This window comes from Flectobacillus sp. BAB-3569 (assembly GCF_002270355.1).
Lineage (GTDB): Bacteria > Bacteroidota > Bacteroidia > Cytophagales > Spirosomataceae > Flectobacillus > Flectobacillus roseus.
Genome location: NZ_NJFZ01000032.1, coordinates 20,695 through 37,999, shown reverse-complemented (window position 1 = coordinate 37,999; position 17,305 = coordinate 20,695). Strand labels below are relative to the sequence as shown.

Below are 17,305 nucleotides of genomic sequence, written 5' to 3'. Positions count from 1 at the left end.
AACCCTAAATCAATAAATTCAGGAGAACTCAATCTGCATCTTATTTATTTGTCACTTTAAATACCCAAGCTGGTTGCGAAGCAAAAGCTGCACGAACTTTTTCAGGAATAGTTACTTCAATTCCGTTAGGAGTAATTTTGTATTTTAAAGGTTTGATTTCTCCAATCAATGTTACAATTGTAGACTTTTCAGCCTTTTTCCAAGGTAAAACCACCGTCGCTGGAACAGTTTCTCCTTCTTTGGCCAAGTAAGTCAAATACGTTGATTTTTCTTTTCCAGTAAATGCCCATTGTCCTTCACGGTATGGCGCCACAGGTTTGGTACCGTAAATAGATTCTCCGTTTACAGATACCCATTTACCCATTTCTTCCATACGTTGGTAGGCTTCGTTGTGCCATTCACCGTCTGGTCCTGGGGCTACATTCAACAATAAGTTACCATTTTTAGCCACGATGTCGACCAACATGTGAATGATTTCACGAAGCGATTTGTACTTGTCATTAGGTACATACGACCAGCTGGTCCCCATAGTAGTACAAGTCTCCCAAGGAATCGGCATGTAATGGTCAGGAATAGACTGTTCTGGTGTTACATAGTTTTCGAATTCACCCGTTACAGTACGGTCAACCACCAAAAGCCCAGGTTGATTCTTACGACCCATAGCAGCAATTTTTGCCATGTCAATATCTTGGTCATAAGGAATCGTTTTTTGCCAACTGATATTTGGATCAATCGTCGAGAATGGACGTACCCAACCGCCATCTAACCAAAGAATATCCATTTTGCCATATTGGGTCATCAACTCCTCAATTTGGTTGTAGGTAAAGTCTTTGAACTCTTGCCATTTTTGAGGATATTTCTTTGGATCATAGTTGACATTGCGGTCTTTTGGTGGAAAATATGACCACCAATATGAAGGCGTATTCCAGTCAGGTTTCGAGAAATAAGCCCCAACCATGAAATCTTTTTTACGAAAAGCATCAAATACTTCCTTGGCAATATTGCTACGTGGATTACTAGAGAAAGGCGTTTTTGCATCCGTCACTTTGTAATTGGTATATTTTGAATCAAACATACAAAAACCGTCATGGTGCTTTGTGGTAAAAACCACATACTTCATCCCTGCTTTTTGAGCAGCATCTGCCCATTTTTCTGGCGCAAATTTTACAGGATTAAAGGTAGTTTGAAGGTTTTCGTAAGCTTTTTTGTATTCAAAATAATTGGTAGAAGACGCCCCTTTACGCTCGCACCAACCCTCATCTTCAGGACATAATGACCAAGACTCAACGATACCCCATTCGCTGTAGGTACCCCAGTGCATCAACAAACCAAATTTGATGTCTTGCCAGTTGTCTAATTTCTTTTTTACCAACTCGTCCTTCGGCCATACATACTTGCTATGGTCTTGTTCTGAGTGTTGTTGGGCGTTAGCATTGAAGCCAAATAAGCTAGCGGCCAAACCTGCGATTAAAAATGATTTTTTCATTGGGTGTTTTGATTTGCCAGAAAATTCTACTTGAGTTCCGGCTATTAAAATTGAAATTGGGTGAATGTAAGTAATAGTGCTGAATTATGAGTGGTGAATTGTGAATGTAAAATTTTAATTATCAATACTTTGTTCTCACCATCACTTAAATTTTATTTTGCATGACTACTTAAGTTAGTGGGCAAAATAAAATTTAAGATTGTGCTTTGGGCCTTCAGGTATCGGCTTTCGGCGGTGGGCTTTGTAAAAAAGCATGGCTGAGGTCAATAAAAGCATTTTAACACTCTGTGCCTTGTGCCCGTTGCCTTGTCCCTAAACACATAACTTAAATCTTATTTTGCTCGATTACTTAAGTTAGTGGGCAAAATAAAATTTAAGATTGTGCTTTGGGCCTTCAGGTATCGGCTTTCGGCGGTGGGCTTTGTAAAAAAGCATGGATGAGGTCAATAAAAGCATTTTAACACTCTGTGCCTTGTGCCCGTTGACTTGTCCCTAAAGCACATAAATCAAATCTTATTTTGCACTATTACTTATCAAAACTTAGATACTATTATTTTAATGCTAATTTCTTCAAAATATACTCACCTATATTTTCTCCTTGTTTACCACCATCTTCAATTGAATCTCGAAAATGGATTCCCCCATAGAGTCTAGAGATGGCTGCTTCTTGGGCAGCATGTTTAAAAGATTTGAATTTTCGAGCAGGAACTCCAAACTCTACTTCTACCACATCTGTATAGGCAAAATTATCACCTACTAGCGCAGTTAAAACTGTTGCTACAGAAGCAGATACAACGCTATGTCCACTCGTATATTCTGGAAAAGGAGGAGTTTGTAGGACAGCTCTCCATGCTGGATCTATCCACTGATTGATCACCGTTTCGGGTCTTATTCGGTTACTTCGATATTTCTCATCCCAACAAGAAATAAAAGCGTCCGCCATCGTCATGGCAACAAGTGCATGCGTTCGAATCGTTTTATTTAGGTCTAATTTCTTTTGAGTACATGCGATACCAGTAATTCCCATCCAATGCCCCCCAGGAGAAATCTTCTTTGTCCCAAAACTGATATGTCCTTTTTGGTTTAAGAAAAAAGGATTACAATCCCAGAAATTTGCAATATGTAATTGGTCCTTTGTCAGGTTTCGAGATGCCTCGTATACTTCTTTGGTAAGAGCATAAAACTCACTCTTTGGGTCTGCACTGTAAACTACAGGAGGATTGGGTTTAAATTGAGCAGCACTATCTAGTACAAAAGGGCGAAGAGTTCGCCAATGAGGCTCATACGCTTCTGTATATGCTGGTGGGGTCGGTTGCCAGTATCCAGGTTTATTGATTGGTGTATATCTTAAATAACCACTCGTTTTTACGTAACCATCTTTTAAAGCATATTTCACAAATCTTTTTACTACGCTATCAGCCAATATTTTTGATTCAGCAAACGCTTTTGGAGTCAATTGAAGCTGAGCCTTTTGAATTAACTCTAACTTAGGTTTCTCCAACAAATATCCAGAGGGTAATAGCTCTTCCCCCATTCTTAATAAAGTATATATTGATGCAAAATCTGCTACAACAGATTCTCCTATCTTCAAATCTCCAAGCTGAGGATACTGTCTCAATTGAGAGAGAACTTGATTGGCTGAGGTATTGTGTTCACATAATGCATTTACCTGCCACGCTGCCAAAGTAGTGTACGCATAGTATCTGGCTGCGGCACAGGGACCCGTAACATCTTCGACCATGACATCAGTTATTTTCTTTAGGGATTTAACATAGTCTGTGGTGGATAACGTTGAATTGGCTTTAGGCTTTGGTTGCGCTATAGATTGTAAAGCCAAGAGTGTCATCACAAAAAATGGAAAAATGCGAGAAATATTCATAATGGAAAGTATTTACAATCATCCTTACACGAGTATGTGAAAGTGGAGATGTTTGAGTTCTATTTTTTGCTATTCAAACGATAGCTTTTTACACTGTCATTATTTCTAAAAAAATGTATTTGGCTACCTTTTGTTTGAGGGATAATTACCATATCTCTTACCTCACCTTTTACTTGGAAACCAGATTGATTTTGAGGTATATAGGTAAATGTACCATTTCCTTTGTTCAAAAATAACTGACCATAGTTAGCATCCATTCTGCCTATTTTAATTCTAGAATGAAAGAGATTTCCAGCTAAAACTAGATCCTTAAAACCATCTAAATTAACATCTAATAAACTAATGGCATATACTGGTGACATTTGCGCTTCGACTGGAAGAGGGATGGGGTTGAATATTCCTTTTCCTTGATTGAGCAATACAATCGACTCAAACTGATTTGCTTCTAATTTACTGGCTTTGGATAACTGTTCTGGGGTAAAAAGTTGCTCCATACTTGCATCAGCGTAACTAGTATAATTAGGAAACTTTTTTCTTAATGAAAATACTTGATTTAAAGCTTCATCACGGCTTACCAATGGATAAGTTTTCCCTTGCACATAGTAATTCACAAATGGATCGATAGCCTCATTTTGGTCAAAATCCGCGTATGTTAGGGACACAGGCGTCTGTAAACTAGGCTTCAATTGATTGTTTTTACCATAATTTCCAACCACCAAGTCCAAATCACCATCGTTATCCAAATCGGCAGATTCTAAAGATGACCACCAGCCAATGCTAGGGTAATTTGATAGTAATAATTCAGAAGACAAAAATTTACCATTTGTATTTTTAATCCAAAGGATAGGCTGCCATTCTCCCACTAAAACTAAGTCCTCCCATCCATCACCATCAATGTCAATGTTTTTGCCAGCAGTTATTCTCCCTAAAGTTTCAAGAGCGGGTGCTAATTCTTTCGTAACATCTGTAAAAAAACCTTTGCCATCATTTTGTAGCAATCGACTTCCAGGAGAAAAAGGGTACTTCCCAGGAATTATTCTTCCTCCGATTACTAGGTCTAGGTCGCCATCCTTATCAAAATCAATGGTCATTACACAAGAGTCACTATTCAAATCACCTGTCACCAGATTATCTTCTGCCTTCCTAAAATTACCTTTACCATCGTTTAGGTAAAGTCTATCTTGTAACAATAAATCATCAGGAAGGTAGGAGTATCCTCCACTTACGACATACAAGTCCAAATCGCCATCTTTGTCTGCATCAAAAAAAATAGCATCTGTATCGGTACACATGATATCACTATCGATACTAGCTTGTTCGGTTCCTATCCACGAACCATTGGGTTGTTGAAGTAAAATAGCACCTGATTGGCCCTTCGAGCCACCGACATATATATCTACTAACCCATCTCCATTTACATCGCCATGTGCAGTCTTAGGACCAATGTATGATAACATATTTGGTAAAAGCAATTGGCGCTTGAAGTCGTTATAATCATCCTCTACATTGCCGTAGGGTAAGGTGTCAGTATCAATTTGTTTAAAATATGGAGCTTGGAGATTTACAGCCCATTGGCCAAAAGGTTCTTGAACTTTAACTTTATGAACTTGGTTTATTGCCGGATTTAGAAGTGTTTGCTTCTTATTGTTAGGAAAAATAATTTGTACACTATCTACTTTGGTTTTCCCTAGCCCAAAATGTAGTGGAATCATCATACAAGATTGAAAGCCTCTTGTTGGGAAATGCTCTCTTAATTGCTTTTGTCCACTTTGATACACCAAAACTTTGGTTCCATAAGTTTTGGCATCTAATAACCCATCTATGTCAAATGCAATATAGTTTCCTTGAGTTTGTTCATTCAGGTAAATACTGGCCTCAAGGTTAACATTATTTGTGACTATTTCTAAATCGCCATCATTGTCCAAATCGGCATATATAGCCCCATTGGAAAGGCGAAGTTGATCGCACGCCCATGCAGTAGTTTTATCTTCAAATTGGAGATTACCCTTATTCAAGAAGAAATAGTTTTTAGTAAGTGTAGAAGGCATTTCTTTGATAATATCCATTAAGGCAGTAGGACTCCCTTGAGCTGCTTTTAGCTCTTTATCAGCATAAAACTTCATAAAGTCCATGTTGGTGTAATCTCTCAAATAGCCATTTGTAATATATATATCTTTTTGACCATCATTGTTAAAATCTGCCACAAGCGGTGCCCAGCTCCAATCTGTATTAGATACTCCAGCCAACTGTCCTATTTCACTAAATGTCCCATCACCATTATTTAACTGCAACATGTTACGCATAATTTGATGATAAAACCCATTACGAACCATAGATTTATAATTCTCATAGTTTTCGGGGCCATAAAGTAGTTTTTGGCGACGATTATCCTCTGGTAACATGTCTAAGGTCAAAATATCAGGCAAACCATCATTGTTGATATCCACCACCTCATTTCCCATTGAAAACTGACTTAAATGCCCAACAGAAGTCTCCAATTGATCCGAAAAAGTGCCATCTTTTTGATTGATATAGAGATAATCTTGTTCGATATAATCATTTGACACATAGATATCAGGCCAGCTATCTTGATTAATATCAGCAATGGCAATACCCAATCCAAACCCAAGGGGATTTCCTTTGATATGCGCCTGTTCGCTCACATCAATAAACTTTCCATGATCATTACGCAAGAGCCTATCACCTGCTTGAGGGTCTCGCTGACTTTTTAGAACCGAGGCATCAAAGCGTTTATAATCTTTAATGCTATGGTTGAGTAAAAAACAGTCGAGGTCGCCATCTTTATCGTAATCAAAAAATGAAGCTTGAGTTGAGTTTGTTGGTAGGTCTAGTCCAAACTGCGAGGCTTTTTCAACAAATTGAAAGTTCTTTTGATTTATATATAGTCTATTTCTTCTTGAAGCTTCATCACCATCTCCCGAATAACAAACATAAATATCTAACCAACCATCTTGATTTATGTCCACCAAGGTTACACCTGTTTTCCAACCATTTCCTTTACTAATACCAGCACTAGCAGTCTGGTCTTTAAATTTCATTTTTCCCATATTCTGGTAAATACGATCAGAAACCATATTACCAGTAAAATACAAATCTATTAGTCCATCATTATTAAAATCACCTGCCGCTACTCCTCCTCCATTATAAAAATATTCATAAGCCAAAACATTATGCTTTTCATTTTCAGTAAGCTGATTTTTAAAAGAGATTCCCGTTTCAGTTGGCGAAAGCAATCTAAATTGACCAATTGTTGGGAAGAAAAGAAATGATACACAAAATGCTAGCAGGAGTCTCATGAGGCAAAAGAATTGAGCGTTGATGTCCGCAATTAGTTAAAGAGGTAAATTAATCAAAACCTCAAATTATTCAAAATGCCTCTTTGAGGGAGGCATTTTGAATATAATTTCAAGAAAAACTAAGCTGTACACTAAAAGTATTTTACACGTTATTACTATTCTTTAAACTATAAGTTAAAAGAAAACAGGCACAGAAAATATGTGCCTGTTTGGGTAATAGATTATTGTTTATCCCACCACATACGAGTAGTAAATAAATCAGCGCCTTGTTGAGCCACAGCTGCATTGTAGTTAGCAGCATTTTTAGATGACTCTGACTGAGGGTATTTCAAACGACGTGGAATAACACCACCTGTTTCGTTACCAGGGTAGTTTGTTGGCGTCAAAGCAGGGTATCCAGTACGTCTCCAGTTAGCATAAGCCTCATAAGAGTTTAGGAAGTTAACTGCCCAATACTGAGTATGAATCTGTTCCATCTGAGTATTAGTTGTTGTAGCATTATATGGATGCGCAGTCAAATAAGCTGTGATCGCCGCATCAGAGATTGTTGCACCATACAAGCTAAACATTTTCATAGCAGCAGTCACACCTTTGTTATAGTGAGTAGCAGCTTGACCGTCACCCCATCCACGCAAAGCAGCTTCTGCCAACAATAATTCTACCTCAGCATAAGTTTGGAATAACGTTGGAGCAGCATTACTAGCTACATAGTTCAAATTAGCCTCTGAATATTCAGCCAATGAATTATCGTTCCAAGTTGTAATAAGGTTTTTGATGGTTGTATTATCATAACCATTTGGAAGACCTTTTTGTACTGCTGGAGCAGAAGCTGTTGCTAATTGAGTAGCATCAGCGTTTCCTTGCCATAAAGTAGCAAAATATGGTAAACGAGGGTCATTGTTGTTTTTCAAGAAATCAACAAATGTTTTACTCAATTTACTGTTTGCTTTACCTTTCAAGTTAGCAGCATCGTATTCTTGAGTTCTCAACGTATTACCATCTAAGTTACGATTATTATCATTGGTATCTTGGTGATTAATTTTTGCAATGTCATCATTACTTTGCATTACTCCACCAGAAATTGCTTTTCTCACCCAAGTTTGAGCAGCGCTAGCATCTACTTTAGTCAAACGCATACCTAAACGTAACATCAATGAGTTTGCAAAGCGTTTCCATTTTGCAACATCTCCACCATAAACAGCATCAGCAGTTCCATAAGTAGCTTTTGTTGCATCTAAAGCACCACCAGCTTGCTCTAACTCTTTCAACAAATCAGCATAAATATCTGCTTGTTTGTCATATTTTGGAGCATACAAGTTCGACAAATAACCTTTTCCTGCTTCCGAGTATGGAATATCACCATAAAGGTCAGTCATGCGGCTATAGATATAAGCACGCCAGATACGAGCTACATTGTATTTGTTTGACAATGCTGTATTGTCTTTCGTCAATGAAATAATTTGCTCAATTTCCTTTACTTGGTTTTGGTAACCTGTATCAAAGTAAGCACTGTAATACTCCACGTTTGAAAGGTATTTATCACCTGACCAATAGGTATTCAATGAAGCAAAATGCTGAACCATTGCACCACAATAAATCAAGTTGGCACGGTGGTTTTCATATCCAGTACCAGCCGTTTTTACAAGATTGTATGTGAAAAGGTTTTCTAAAACAGGGTCAGTAAGAGCATTAGGGTTTTTGTTCATTTCCTCAAAACCCTTATCACATGATGTAGCTAACATTGTCGCTGCAGTGAGCATTCCTGTTAGCATTAATCCTCTTTTTTGTTTGATATATCTGATCATTATTTTCAAAAGATTTTAGTAAAAAGACTAGAATTTAGCTGACAAGTTCAAACCAAAGCTACGAGTAGTTGGTACACCAAACATTTCCAAACCTTGAGCATTGCCGTTGTTGTAAGTTGATTCAGGGTCAATGTTAGGAACATTGTTGAAAATCATCAACAAGTTACGAGCAACAAAGTTGATTGATAATGATTGGATTGGAGTCTTAGCCAAGAATGATTTTGGAACATTATAACCAAATGTCAATTGTCTCAACTTAGCAAAGTTGGCGTTGTACACAAACTCATCAGTAATAGTAGTTGAAATACCAGTGAAGTAGTCTTGAGCAGAAATCGTCTTAGTAAATGGAGCACCATTTTGATCAACACCAGTTACAGTAACACCACTTTCGCGAACGTTGTTAGCAACTGTACGTTGTGTCAAACCAAAACGAGTTGCAAAAGCATTTGTTGCAGAGTACAAAGAAGCTCCGAATTTAGCATCAATCAAGAAGCTAAGGTTGAAGTTTTTGTAGCTAAATGTGTTAGTTAAACCCATTGTTACTGGAGGAACACCTCTACCCAATGAAGTAAATTCGCCTTGTATTGGCAAACCTGTATCTTTGTTGTACACAGTATTACCATTTGCATCTTTTTTAGCACGGTAACCTGCAATCATACCAAATGCCTGTCCTTCAAAGTGATAGATATAAGCATTACGAGTTCTTGATTCATCCATTGAAAGATTTGTCAAACCGTCTGCAATCTTGATAACCTTGTTGTCATTATAAGCGAAATTATAGCTAACATCCCATTTCAAGTTAGAAGTTTTTACTGGAGTACCAGTTAATAAAACCTCGATACCTTTGTTTTCAACACGACCTACGTTCAATAATACATCCGAATAACCACTAGATGATGATACTGAAGCTCTAACTGCATCGTTCTCAGTTACACGATTGTACAATGTCAAATCTAAACCTAAACGATTATCAAGCGTTTTTAAGTCAAAACCTAATTCCGTTGTTGTTGTAGTATTTGGCTTCAATTGAGAGTTAGGAATTGTACTTGTACCAATGTTCATCAATGGGTATCCCATATACGAGTTTGACTGTAATGTATATGGTAAGTTCAAGGCATAAGCACCTGGATAACCACCACCTACTGTAGCATAAGATGCACGTACTTTACCATAAGTCAACCAATTTGGACGAGAAGCCAAGGCATCTGAGAATACAAAACCAGTACTTACTGCTGGATAGAAAATGTTATTATTCTTAGGGTCTAATGTAGAGAACCAGTCTTGACGACCTGTCAATGTCAAAAACAACATGTTTTTGTAAGATAAGTCAGCCGAACCATAGACTGAGTTTACTGCAAACTTTTGATAGTCGTAGTTCCAGTTACTCTGAATCAAGTTACTAGGAAAATAGTTGAAAGGAACGTTAAATTGACCACCACTAATACCTGTACCCTCACTCACTTTTGACATTTGGTTACCACCAACGAACGCATTTACTGAATAATCACCAATTTCTTTCGTATATCCGATGATTAACTCAGCGTTAGTTTCAGTGATTTTACGCTCACTTTGACTCAAACTACCACGAGTGTTGTAAGCGATACCTGTTGGTTCAATCTGCCAGAATTTCAATTGGTTGTAGTCTGTACCCAAACGAGCTTTTGCATACAAGTTATCAGTCAAATTATAACGTAAGTTGAATGAACCCATAAAACGATTACGATCATCTGTGTTCTTTACGTAGTTAGTAGCAAAATACGGGTTTTGAGCATAAACGTTATCATTCCAAAGAGATTCATAGCCACGGCTATCTACGCCCGGAGCTAAAGTACGAATGTCAATACTTGTAGCCAACAACTGAGCTGCAACGTTAGGGTTTTTAGGAGTATCAGACAAGAAAGAACGGTTTTCACCATTTTCTACGTTATACTGAACAACACTTTGGAAAGTTAATTTTTTCGCCAGTGTACCATTTGTAGCCAAGTTGAATGACTTACGGCTAAATGTCGAGTTAGGAACAACGCTTTTCGAGTCAGCATTTGACATTGAAAAACGGAAGTTCAAATCTTGGTTACCACCCGAAATCGCTAATGTATTAGAGAAAGTACTACCTACGTTGTAGAAATTCTTAATGTTATCTTTTTGAGCAACATAAGCGCGAGATACACCATCTGGTTGAATTACTGAAGAACCGTCCAATTTAGCACCCCACGAAAATCTACCAGCTGCAATCGCCTCGTCTTTAGTCGTAGGTTTAGCACCTCTAGTACCTGAACCATACAAATACTGATAATCAGTAAGGTTCAAAGGAGTTTCTGCTGTAAATGTAGAGTTGAAATCAACACCTAAACCTTTTTGTCCTTTACCACTTTTTGTTGTAATCAAAATTACACCACTACCAGCACGGAAACCATAAAGTGCCGCAGAAGCACCACCTTTCAATACTGTTACAGACTCGATATCATCAGGGTTGATAGAGTTCAAACCATCCCCTGTATCGAAACCACCCCACATACCTGCCGAGTTAACGTTAGTATTATCCATTGGAACACCGTTGATAACATACAATGGTTGGTTATTACCACCCAAAGAACCGTTACCACGGATAATTACACGGCTAGAACCACCAGGGCCCGTTGCTGTACTTGTAGCGTTTACACCGGCAATTTTACCCGAAAGTGCATTACCTAGGTTAAGTTCACGAGCTTGCGTAAACTCTCCTCCTTTTAACTCTGTTACTGCATAGCCGAGTGCTTTTTTGTCTTTTTGAACACCCAAGGCTGTTACAACCACTTCTTGTAGGTTTTCAACTGTAGCCTCTAGTGCTACATCTACCACAGCACGGTCGCCAACAGCAACTTCTTGCGTTGCAAAACCCAAAGATCTAAAAATCAATACTCCGCCTTTAGGTACGTTAATAGAATAACTACCAACTGCATCAGACACTGTACCTTTTGAAGTACCTTTAATCAGAATGTTAACTCCTGCTAAAGGTGTATTATTACTATCAGTTACTTTACCTTTTATTGGGCCTTGAGCAAAGATAGTTTGCCAAGAAAGGAACAGTAATGCAGTAAATAAGAGAGTAAATTTACTTTTGCATGCTTTCATTTTTATGAACTGTTTCAGTGAAAAAATTGAATTGGATGTTAATATGAATGATAAAAAGGGATACTTTTCCCTAAGGGGGATTGGTGGCAAATAATGCTTTTTTCATGGATGGTTAAGAATAGTATAACGTGGAAAATTGGGATTATGTAATTATTAAAAAAATGCTGAATCAATTTCACTTAAACTCAAAATAATACAGGTATTTCATTTAATATCTCAATAAGTATGCGATATTAGTAAATTATTTTAATAATTAGTACAAAAAAAAACGTTTGTATACCAAATAGGAATTTTACTCACTCAATTCATATTCAAAATATTCATGAATTAAAAATAACGAAAACAAAATATAATTTGCAAATTTTATTGTAATATTACATATAATTTTAAAATATTAAAACAAAACCCTATATAATTCGAGTAAAAGTACTTAACATTTTTTTAAAATATATTAATATAGTAAGTATTTTCTACAAAAGCCGACAGACCCCACAAGTTTTTTTAAGATTAAATCATATACTTGTTGCTGAAAATATTAATTTTTCTTTTTTTTGTGGTATTGTAGACTGAACCAGTAGAAAATATCAGCTCATTTAGTAATATTTATTCAGGATTGACTTTCTTCATTTTTGAATAACAGCACGGTAGGTAATTTTTCAAGTGTCTTCTCAGATACTACATCTTGATTAACTTATATACTAAGCTCCACTTATCAGAAAGCCTATCAAACTATTTATAAAAAATGTAAACCTTTTAGAACTGTTTAACGAAGTCTATGTTGGTCGAGTAATAGTCAGTCTACTCATAACCACATACTTGAATTCTTATCCCTGAATATATGTCTGATTTGTACAAATCTGCTCCGGATAGCGAAATCGTCGAGAGAGAGTCAATTGTTGATTTAAAGAAAAACAAACTAAAAAAGAAACTTTTACAACACCTTTACAATGGTGGTAATTTTACCATTGCCCAGTTGACCAAACAGCTACACACCAGTGTGCCTTCTGTCACAGCATTGGTCGAAGAGCTTATCAATGAAAAGTGGGTAATTGAAGTTGGTATTGCAGAGGTTCAACTAGGACGTAAACCTACTCTGTATAGCCTAAACCCCTACGAACGTTTTGTTTTAGCACTGGATATTAACACCTATCAATCGAAAGCTTATATCCTTAATCTTCAAAACAAGGTAATGTACAGCGATGACATTCCTGTTTGCATTGATGGCGATAGTCCTATCGCCGACCAATTAATTAGAGCCGTTGAGAAATTTCTAGCCATTGCTGCCTACAGAGTTGAACATTTTGTGGGTATCAGTGTGTCTATGCCGGGCTTGATTAACCCTCGTACAGGCCTCAACTACACGTACCCACATGTAGTAGCTGATGGAGGAAGTTTAGTCTATCTCATGAAAAGTGCGCTGCATTTACCAGTATTCATCATCAACGATACACAAGCTATTACTTTGGGCGAACACCATTTTGGACTCGCTAAAGACATGCAACATGCCATTACCGTAAATATGGACTGGGGTGGCGTAGGTTTTGGGGTGCTTGTCAATGGACAGGTTCTACAAGGAGAATCTGGCTTTGCTGGTGAATTAGGGCATATTCAGGTGCGACCAGACGGAGAACTTTGTCATTGCGGCAAAGTAGGTTGCTTAGATACCGTTACAAAGGCATCATACCTTATCAAACGTATCAAGGAATTATTGAAAGAAGGACGTGTTTCGCAATTAGCGAATAAAAATATTGACCAAATCGATATCGAAATGGTAATTGAAGTTGCCAATCGTGGTGATGGACTTGCGATTGACTTACTCCATGATATTGGTAAAGAAATGGGGAAAGGTCTGGCTATTGCAGTACACTTGCTCAATCCCAAAACCATTATTATCAATGGTGCTTTAGCCAAAGCTGGCAAATTTATCAGTAATCCAATCGAACAAGCGATTTACAAATACTGCTTGGCTGATTACAAAGAAAATTTGAGTATTGTCATTTCTGAGCTCGGCGAATCTGCCAAAGTGTTAGGTCTACAAGCTTATGCGCTCAATAAGGTACTGGCAGAAGATTAATCATTGACAAATTATTTGATATTACGAACTCTCATCTGACAGTCACAAACGACTTTTGATGAGAGTTTTTTATTTGGTCAAAATCATTTTGGTAAAATCAAACACTCCTTACATTTTCTCTAAATCTACCTACATACAATTTGGATAACCTCAAAGATTTATTTGCCATAGTTTAGCGGAACAAAAACAATAATTCAAACAATCCGCTATGAAAAAACCATTTGTCTCTCTTTTCTGCCTAGGCATTACTATAGGACTTTCAAGCAGTCAGATCAATGCCCAAGGTTTTTTACAAAAACTTAAGGAAAAAGCTGAATCCGTAGCAGGAGGAAGTGGTACTGGTGCCAAGCCTAGCAAAGCACTCTATGAAAAACAAAAGGAAGATGCCTCTAAAAATGTCCTTGAGGCAAAAGGTATTACCAAAGATCCTTACGGACTTGCTGGTATTTACTACACGCGTGAGCTATTTGTGTGTGGCAAAGAAGAAGGAAAACCAGACAAAGCCATTGGAAAGTTTTTAGTGAGTTTTGAGAAGGAAGCAAATGCTGTAAAAGTAAAACTAACGCCAAGTTATGGTATCGAAGAAAATGTACCTTCTCTAATTATTGGTCGCAATGATTTTCCTGCAGACCTTGTACTTAAAATTAGTTCGGCTATCAAACAGCCACGATTTGACGCTACTATTGGCAATTCAGCATTTTATGGTTTTTATGCAAAACAGAAAGTGGTCAAAGACGGAGAGTATGTAAAGGAATCAAAAGAAACCTTGAAAGATGCTTCCAATCTGCATTTGGTATTAATCGAACCCGGTTTGATTTTAATAACGCCAGGCAGTGGACTTTACTACATTCCCAAAGGTGGTCGTGATGCAAGTGATGTAAAAAGTGAAAAAATGGATCCAGTTATGGTTCTTTATGCAAAAAATAAAGAATCAAAAGCTCTTTCATTAACCGACGAACAACTTTATGATATGCTAATTACCCACCAAAAGGCTTATCAACAAAGAGATGATTTAAAAATTGACGGTCAAAAAGAGGCCTACAAAGCTATTGATGAGGCTAATGCATCGCTTTTTAATGGTTCGAGAAATAGTAGTTCAAGCTCGTCGAAAAGTAGTAGCTCGAGCGATAAAACTTTCAAAGTTGAATTACAAAATTTAACAGGTGAAGATGTGTACTACACGGTCAATGGTATGAGCAATACGCTGAAACGAATTGGAAACAAAATGATTGAGGGTATATATGTGAAAGTTGGAGCATCAATTGTTACAAAATCTGGAAGAGTGATAGCCACTATCACAGAAAGCACTAAACCAAGCACAAGATTTAAAATTGAGTAAAACGATCTACATTGATGTCACCGAAATAAATGTAGTAGTAATTTCGGTGACATCTTTTTAATTAAATTACTCAAACACTGCCACCGCTCGTACAGGCGACCCCGTTCCTCCTCTGATTTTAAGTGGCAAAGCAATAAACTGAAAGCGTCCACGCCCGATTAGCTGATGAAGATTAACCATATTTTCATAATGCGTAAAGCCCATTTTTCCGCAGATATAATGTACCTCTTTATTGCTTATTTTGGGTATCCCTGGTGAAAGAGTTTCTACGCCAAAGGCAGATATTTGCTTCTCCCCTAACCATTGAGTTGCCTCCGCAGTCAATCCCGGTCCTTTGTTCCAATTTTCTGTGGCAAAATACTTTCGATAATGATCGGTATATAGCAATACAGTATCTCCTTTTTTGATATCAAGACTGGCTTTTTCGCAAGCTTTATGTAAATCTTCTGACGTAATGAATTCTTGCAGCCCTTTGTGACTCAAATCCAAGCAAATACCTTCAGTATAAAACATAGATAAAGGCATCGTGTCTATCGACTGTCCTGCAAATTCTCTACCCATGTGATTAAGTGCATCGACATGTGTACCTGTGTGCTCACTTATGGCTAATTTATAAACACTCGGAGTTTGAGTTTCAGCATCAACCAATCCATCCCACTGCTCATGGGTAGCATGAATTTCCATTTTTACGGCTGGTAAGCTATGAAAAACCGACATTCCATCGAATATTTCTTGGCTCAAATCAATTATTTCCATTATTCAAATATTTTTCCTCTGTTCAATATTCCTTTGGGGTCTAGAGCAGCTTTCAAGGTTTTCATCAATGTTATTTCCTCTTGACTTCGACTTAAATGTAACCACCTCTTTTTCTCTAAACCAACACCATGTTCGGCAGTAATAGAGCCGCCAATAGCTCTAAGTGGTGTCAAAACAATTTCCTCTACTTGGTGTCTTGTACTTATAGCGTTTTCGTCAGTACTTACAAAAAGGTGTAAATTACCATCACCCATGTGTCCAAAAGCATAACATTCCACCTGCTCAAATCTGTTCTGAAGTTTGCCTTTTATTTCTTCAACATAGGATTCCATGGTATTGATAGGCAAACTTATATCAAATAAAAACACAGGATTATGAACCTGAAAAATGAGTTCTACCTGCTCTCTTATTCCCCAAAACCAGTCTAGTTCTTGTTGAGACTTTGCCAAGGCAGCATCGGTAATAATCTCTTTTTCAAAACAATTTTCTAATAATTCTTCAAAAAGGTCTTTATCGGTTTGTGGGTTTTGACCCAATGCTTCGATTAGCACATAAAAAGGTGCATTCTGTGGCAATGGAGCTGAATACGGCGATGGCGCCGAAGTCATCAATTGGTAATAATCCTGCCAAATAATCTCGTAGGTGGTCAGCAAACTATTGAGACACTTTTTAGCTTCATGTAAAAACTGAACCGCATCCTGAAAACTTTCAAGGCATACTAAAGCCGTATTACGGGATTGAGGAGCATCTTCTATTCTTAATACGGCTTTGGTGATAATACCTAAAGTTCCTTCCGACCCAATGAATAGTTGTTTAAGGTCGTAGCCTGCATTATTTTTCATCATTTTATTCATTGATGAAATGATAGTACCATCGGCCAAAACTACTTCTAAGCCCAACACTAATTGTCGCATAACACCATAACGCAATGCCTGAAGTCCGCCAGCGTTGGTTGCTATATTGCCTCCAATCATACAACTGCCTTTTGCGCCCAAATCCAAAGGAAATAAAAAACCTTGTTTAGCCACCCTTTGTTGTAAATCTTGCAAAATAACCCCAGCTTGCACCGTCACCGTTTTATTTATGACATCTATTTCTTCTATTTTGTTCATTCGTTCCAATGTAATGGCAATCTCATCACCCGAAACCTTAGTTCCCCCAGCAACGCCTGTCAAGCCTCCATGTGGCACAACAGGTTGGGCGTATTCATGACAAATACGCATGATTTCGGCTAGTTCTTCAGCACTTTTTGGACGAGCCAAAGCTTTGCAGTAAAGTGCCTCGCCTGCCATCCAAACACTTGCAGGGCGATGAGAGGCGTCTGCTTGAGAAAGAATACAGTCTGAACCAAACAACGCTTGGAGTTTTTCTACAATATCATTCATTTATATGCTTGTGTTTTATGGATACAATAAAATGTTGCTTTGGAATTTCTCTTTTCAAAGTAAAAGAAACGTCTAAGAGCGGTCATCTTTCGAAATAACATAGATACCGAAGATTAAAGGACATAATTCAAAATTATTACTTCTCTGTCAATA

At 37.5% G+C, this 17,305-nt stretch carries 9 protein-coding genes; 2 read left to right on the top strand and 7 right to left on the bottom strand.

The window, feature by feature from the left end:
• Positions 1 to 40: 40 nt before the first annotated feature.
• The 5 genes from BWI92_RS23005 to BWI92_RS22985 all read right to left on the bottom strand — a co-directional run bounded on the left by BWI92_RS23005 (position 41) and on the right by BWI92_RS22985 (position 11,598).
• Positions 41 to 1,486 carry an alpha-L-fucosidase gene (locus tag BWI92_RS23005; RefSeq protein ID WP_095167236.1) on the bottom strand — a complete coding sequence of 482 codons (1,446 nt, stop codon included), beginning with the start codon at positions 1,484 to 1,486 and terminating at the stop codon, positions 41 to 43.
• 550 nt (positions 1,487 to 2,036) lie between these two features.
• A complete protein-coding gene (locus tag BWI92_RS23000) occupies positions 2,037 to 3,365 on the bottom strand; it encodes a vanadium-dependent haloperoxidase (protein ID WP_095167234.1) in 1,329 nt (442 codons plus the stop codon).
• A 59-nt stretch (positions 3,366 to 3,424) separates the two neighbouring features.
• On the bottom strand, positions 3,425 to 6,682 hold the full coding sequence (locus BWI92_RS22995; protein ID WP_095167232.1) for a VCBS repeat-containing protein: 3,258 nt from the start codon (positions 6,680 to 6,682) through the stop codon (positions 3,425 to 3,427).
• A 221-nt stretch (positions 6,683 to 6,903) separates the two neighbouring features.
• On the bottom strand, positions 6,904 to 8,487 hold the full coding sequence (locus tag BWI92_RS22990; protein WP_217903463.1) for a SusD/RagB family nutrient-binding outer membrane lipoprotein: 1,584 nt from the start codon (positions 8,485 to 8,487) through the stop codon (positions 6,904 to 6,906).
• A gap of 27 nt (positions 8,488 to 8,514) precedes the next feature.
• Positions 8,515 to 11,598, bottom strand: a complete 3,084-nt coding sequence (locus BWI92_RS22985) for a SusC/RagA family TonB-linked outer membrane protein (RefSeq protein ID WP_095167230.1) — start codon at positions 11,596 to 11,598, stop codon at positions 8,515 to 8,517.
• 838 nt (positions 11,599 to 12,436) lie between these two features.
• Here BWI92_RS22985 and BWI92_RS22980 point away from each other — a divergent pair.
• Together BWI92_RS22980 and BWI92_RS22975 are read left to right on the top strand one after the other, a co-directional pair.
• Positions 12,437 to 13,672, top strand: coding sequence for an ROK family protein (locus BWI92_RS22980; protein WP_095167228.1), 1,236 nt, complete (start codon positions 12,437 to 12,439; stop codon positions 13,670 to 13,672).
• A 208-nt stretch (positions 13,673 to 13,880) separates the two neighbouring features.
• Positions 13,881 to 15,011: a hypothetical protein gene (locus tag BWI92_RS22975; RefSeq protein WP_095167226.1), complete on the top strand. Its 1,131-nt coding sequence runs from the start codon at positions 13,881 to 13,883 to the stop codon at positions 15,009 to 15,011.
• 66 nt (positions 15,012 to 15,077) lie between these two features.
• On the opposite strand, the gene BWI92_RS22970 is transcribed toward BWI92_RS22975, so the two are convergent.
• Positions 15,078 to 15,767: a cyclase family protein gene (locus BWI92_RS22970; RefSeq protein ID WP_229363493.1), complete on the bottom strand. Its 690-nt coding sequence runs from the start codon at positions 15,765 to 15,767 to the stop codon at positions 15,078 to 15,080.
• The gene (locus BWI92_RS22965; RefSeq protein ID WP_095167222.1) at positions 15,767 to 17,152 is read right to left on the bottom strand and encodes an FAD-binding oxidoreductase; all 1,386 of its coding nucleotides are present in this window, start codon (positions 17,150 to 17,152) and stop codon (positions 15,767 to 15,769) included. Before BWI92_RS22965 ends, BWI92_RS22970 begins: the two co-directional genes overlap by 1 nt.
• Positions 17,153 to 17,305 lie beyond the last annotated feature (153 nt).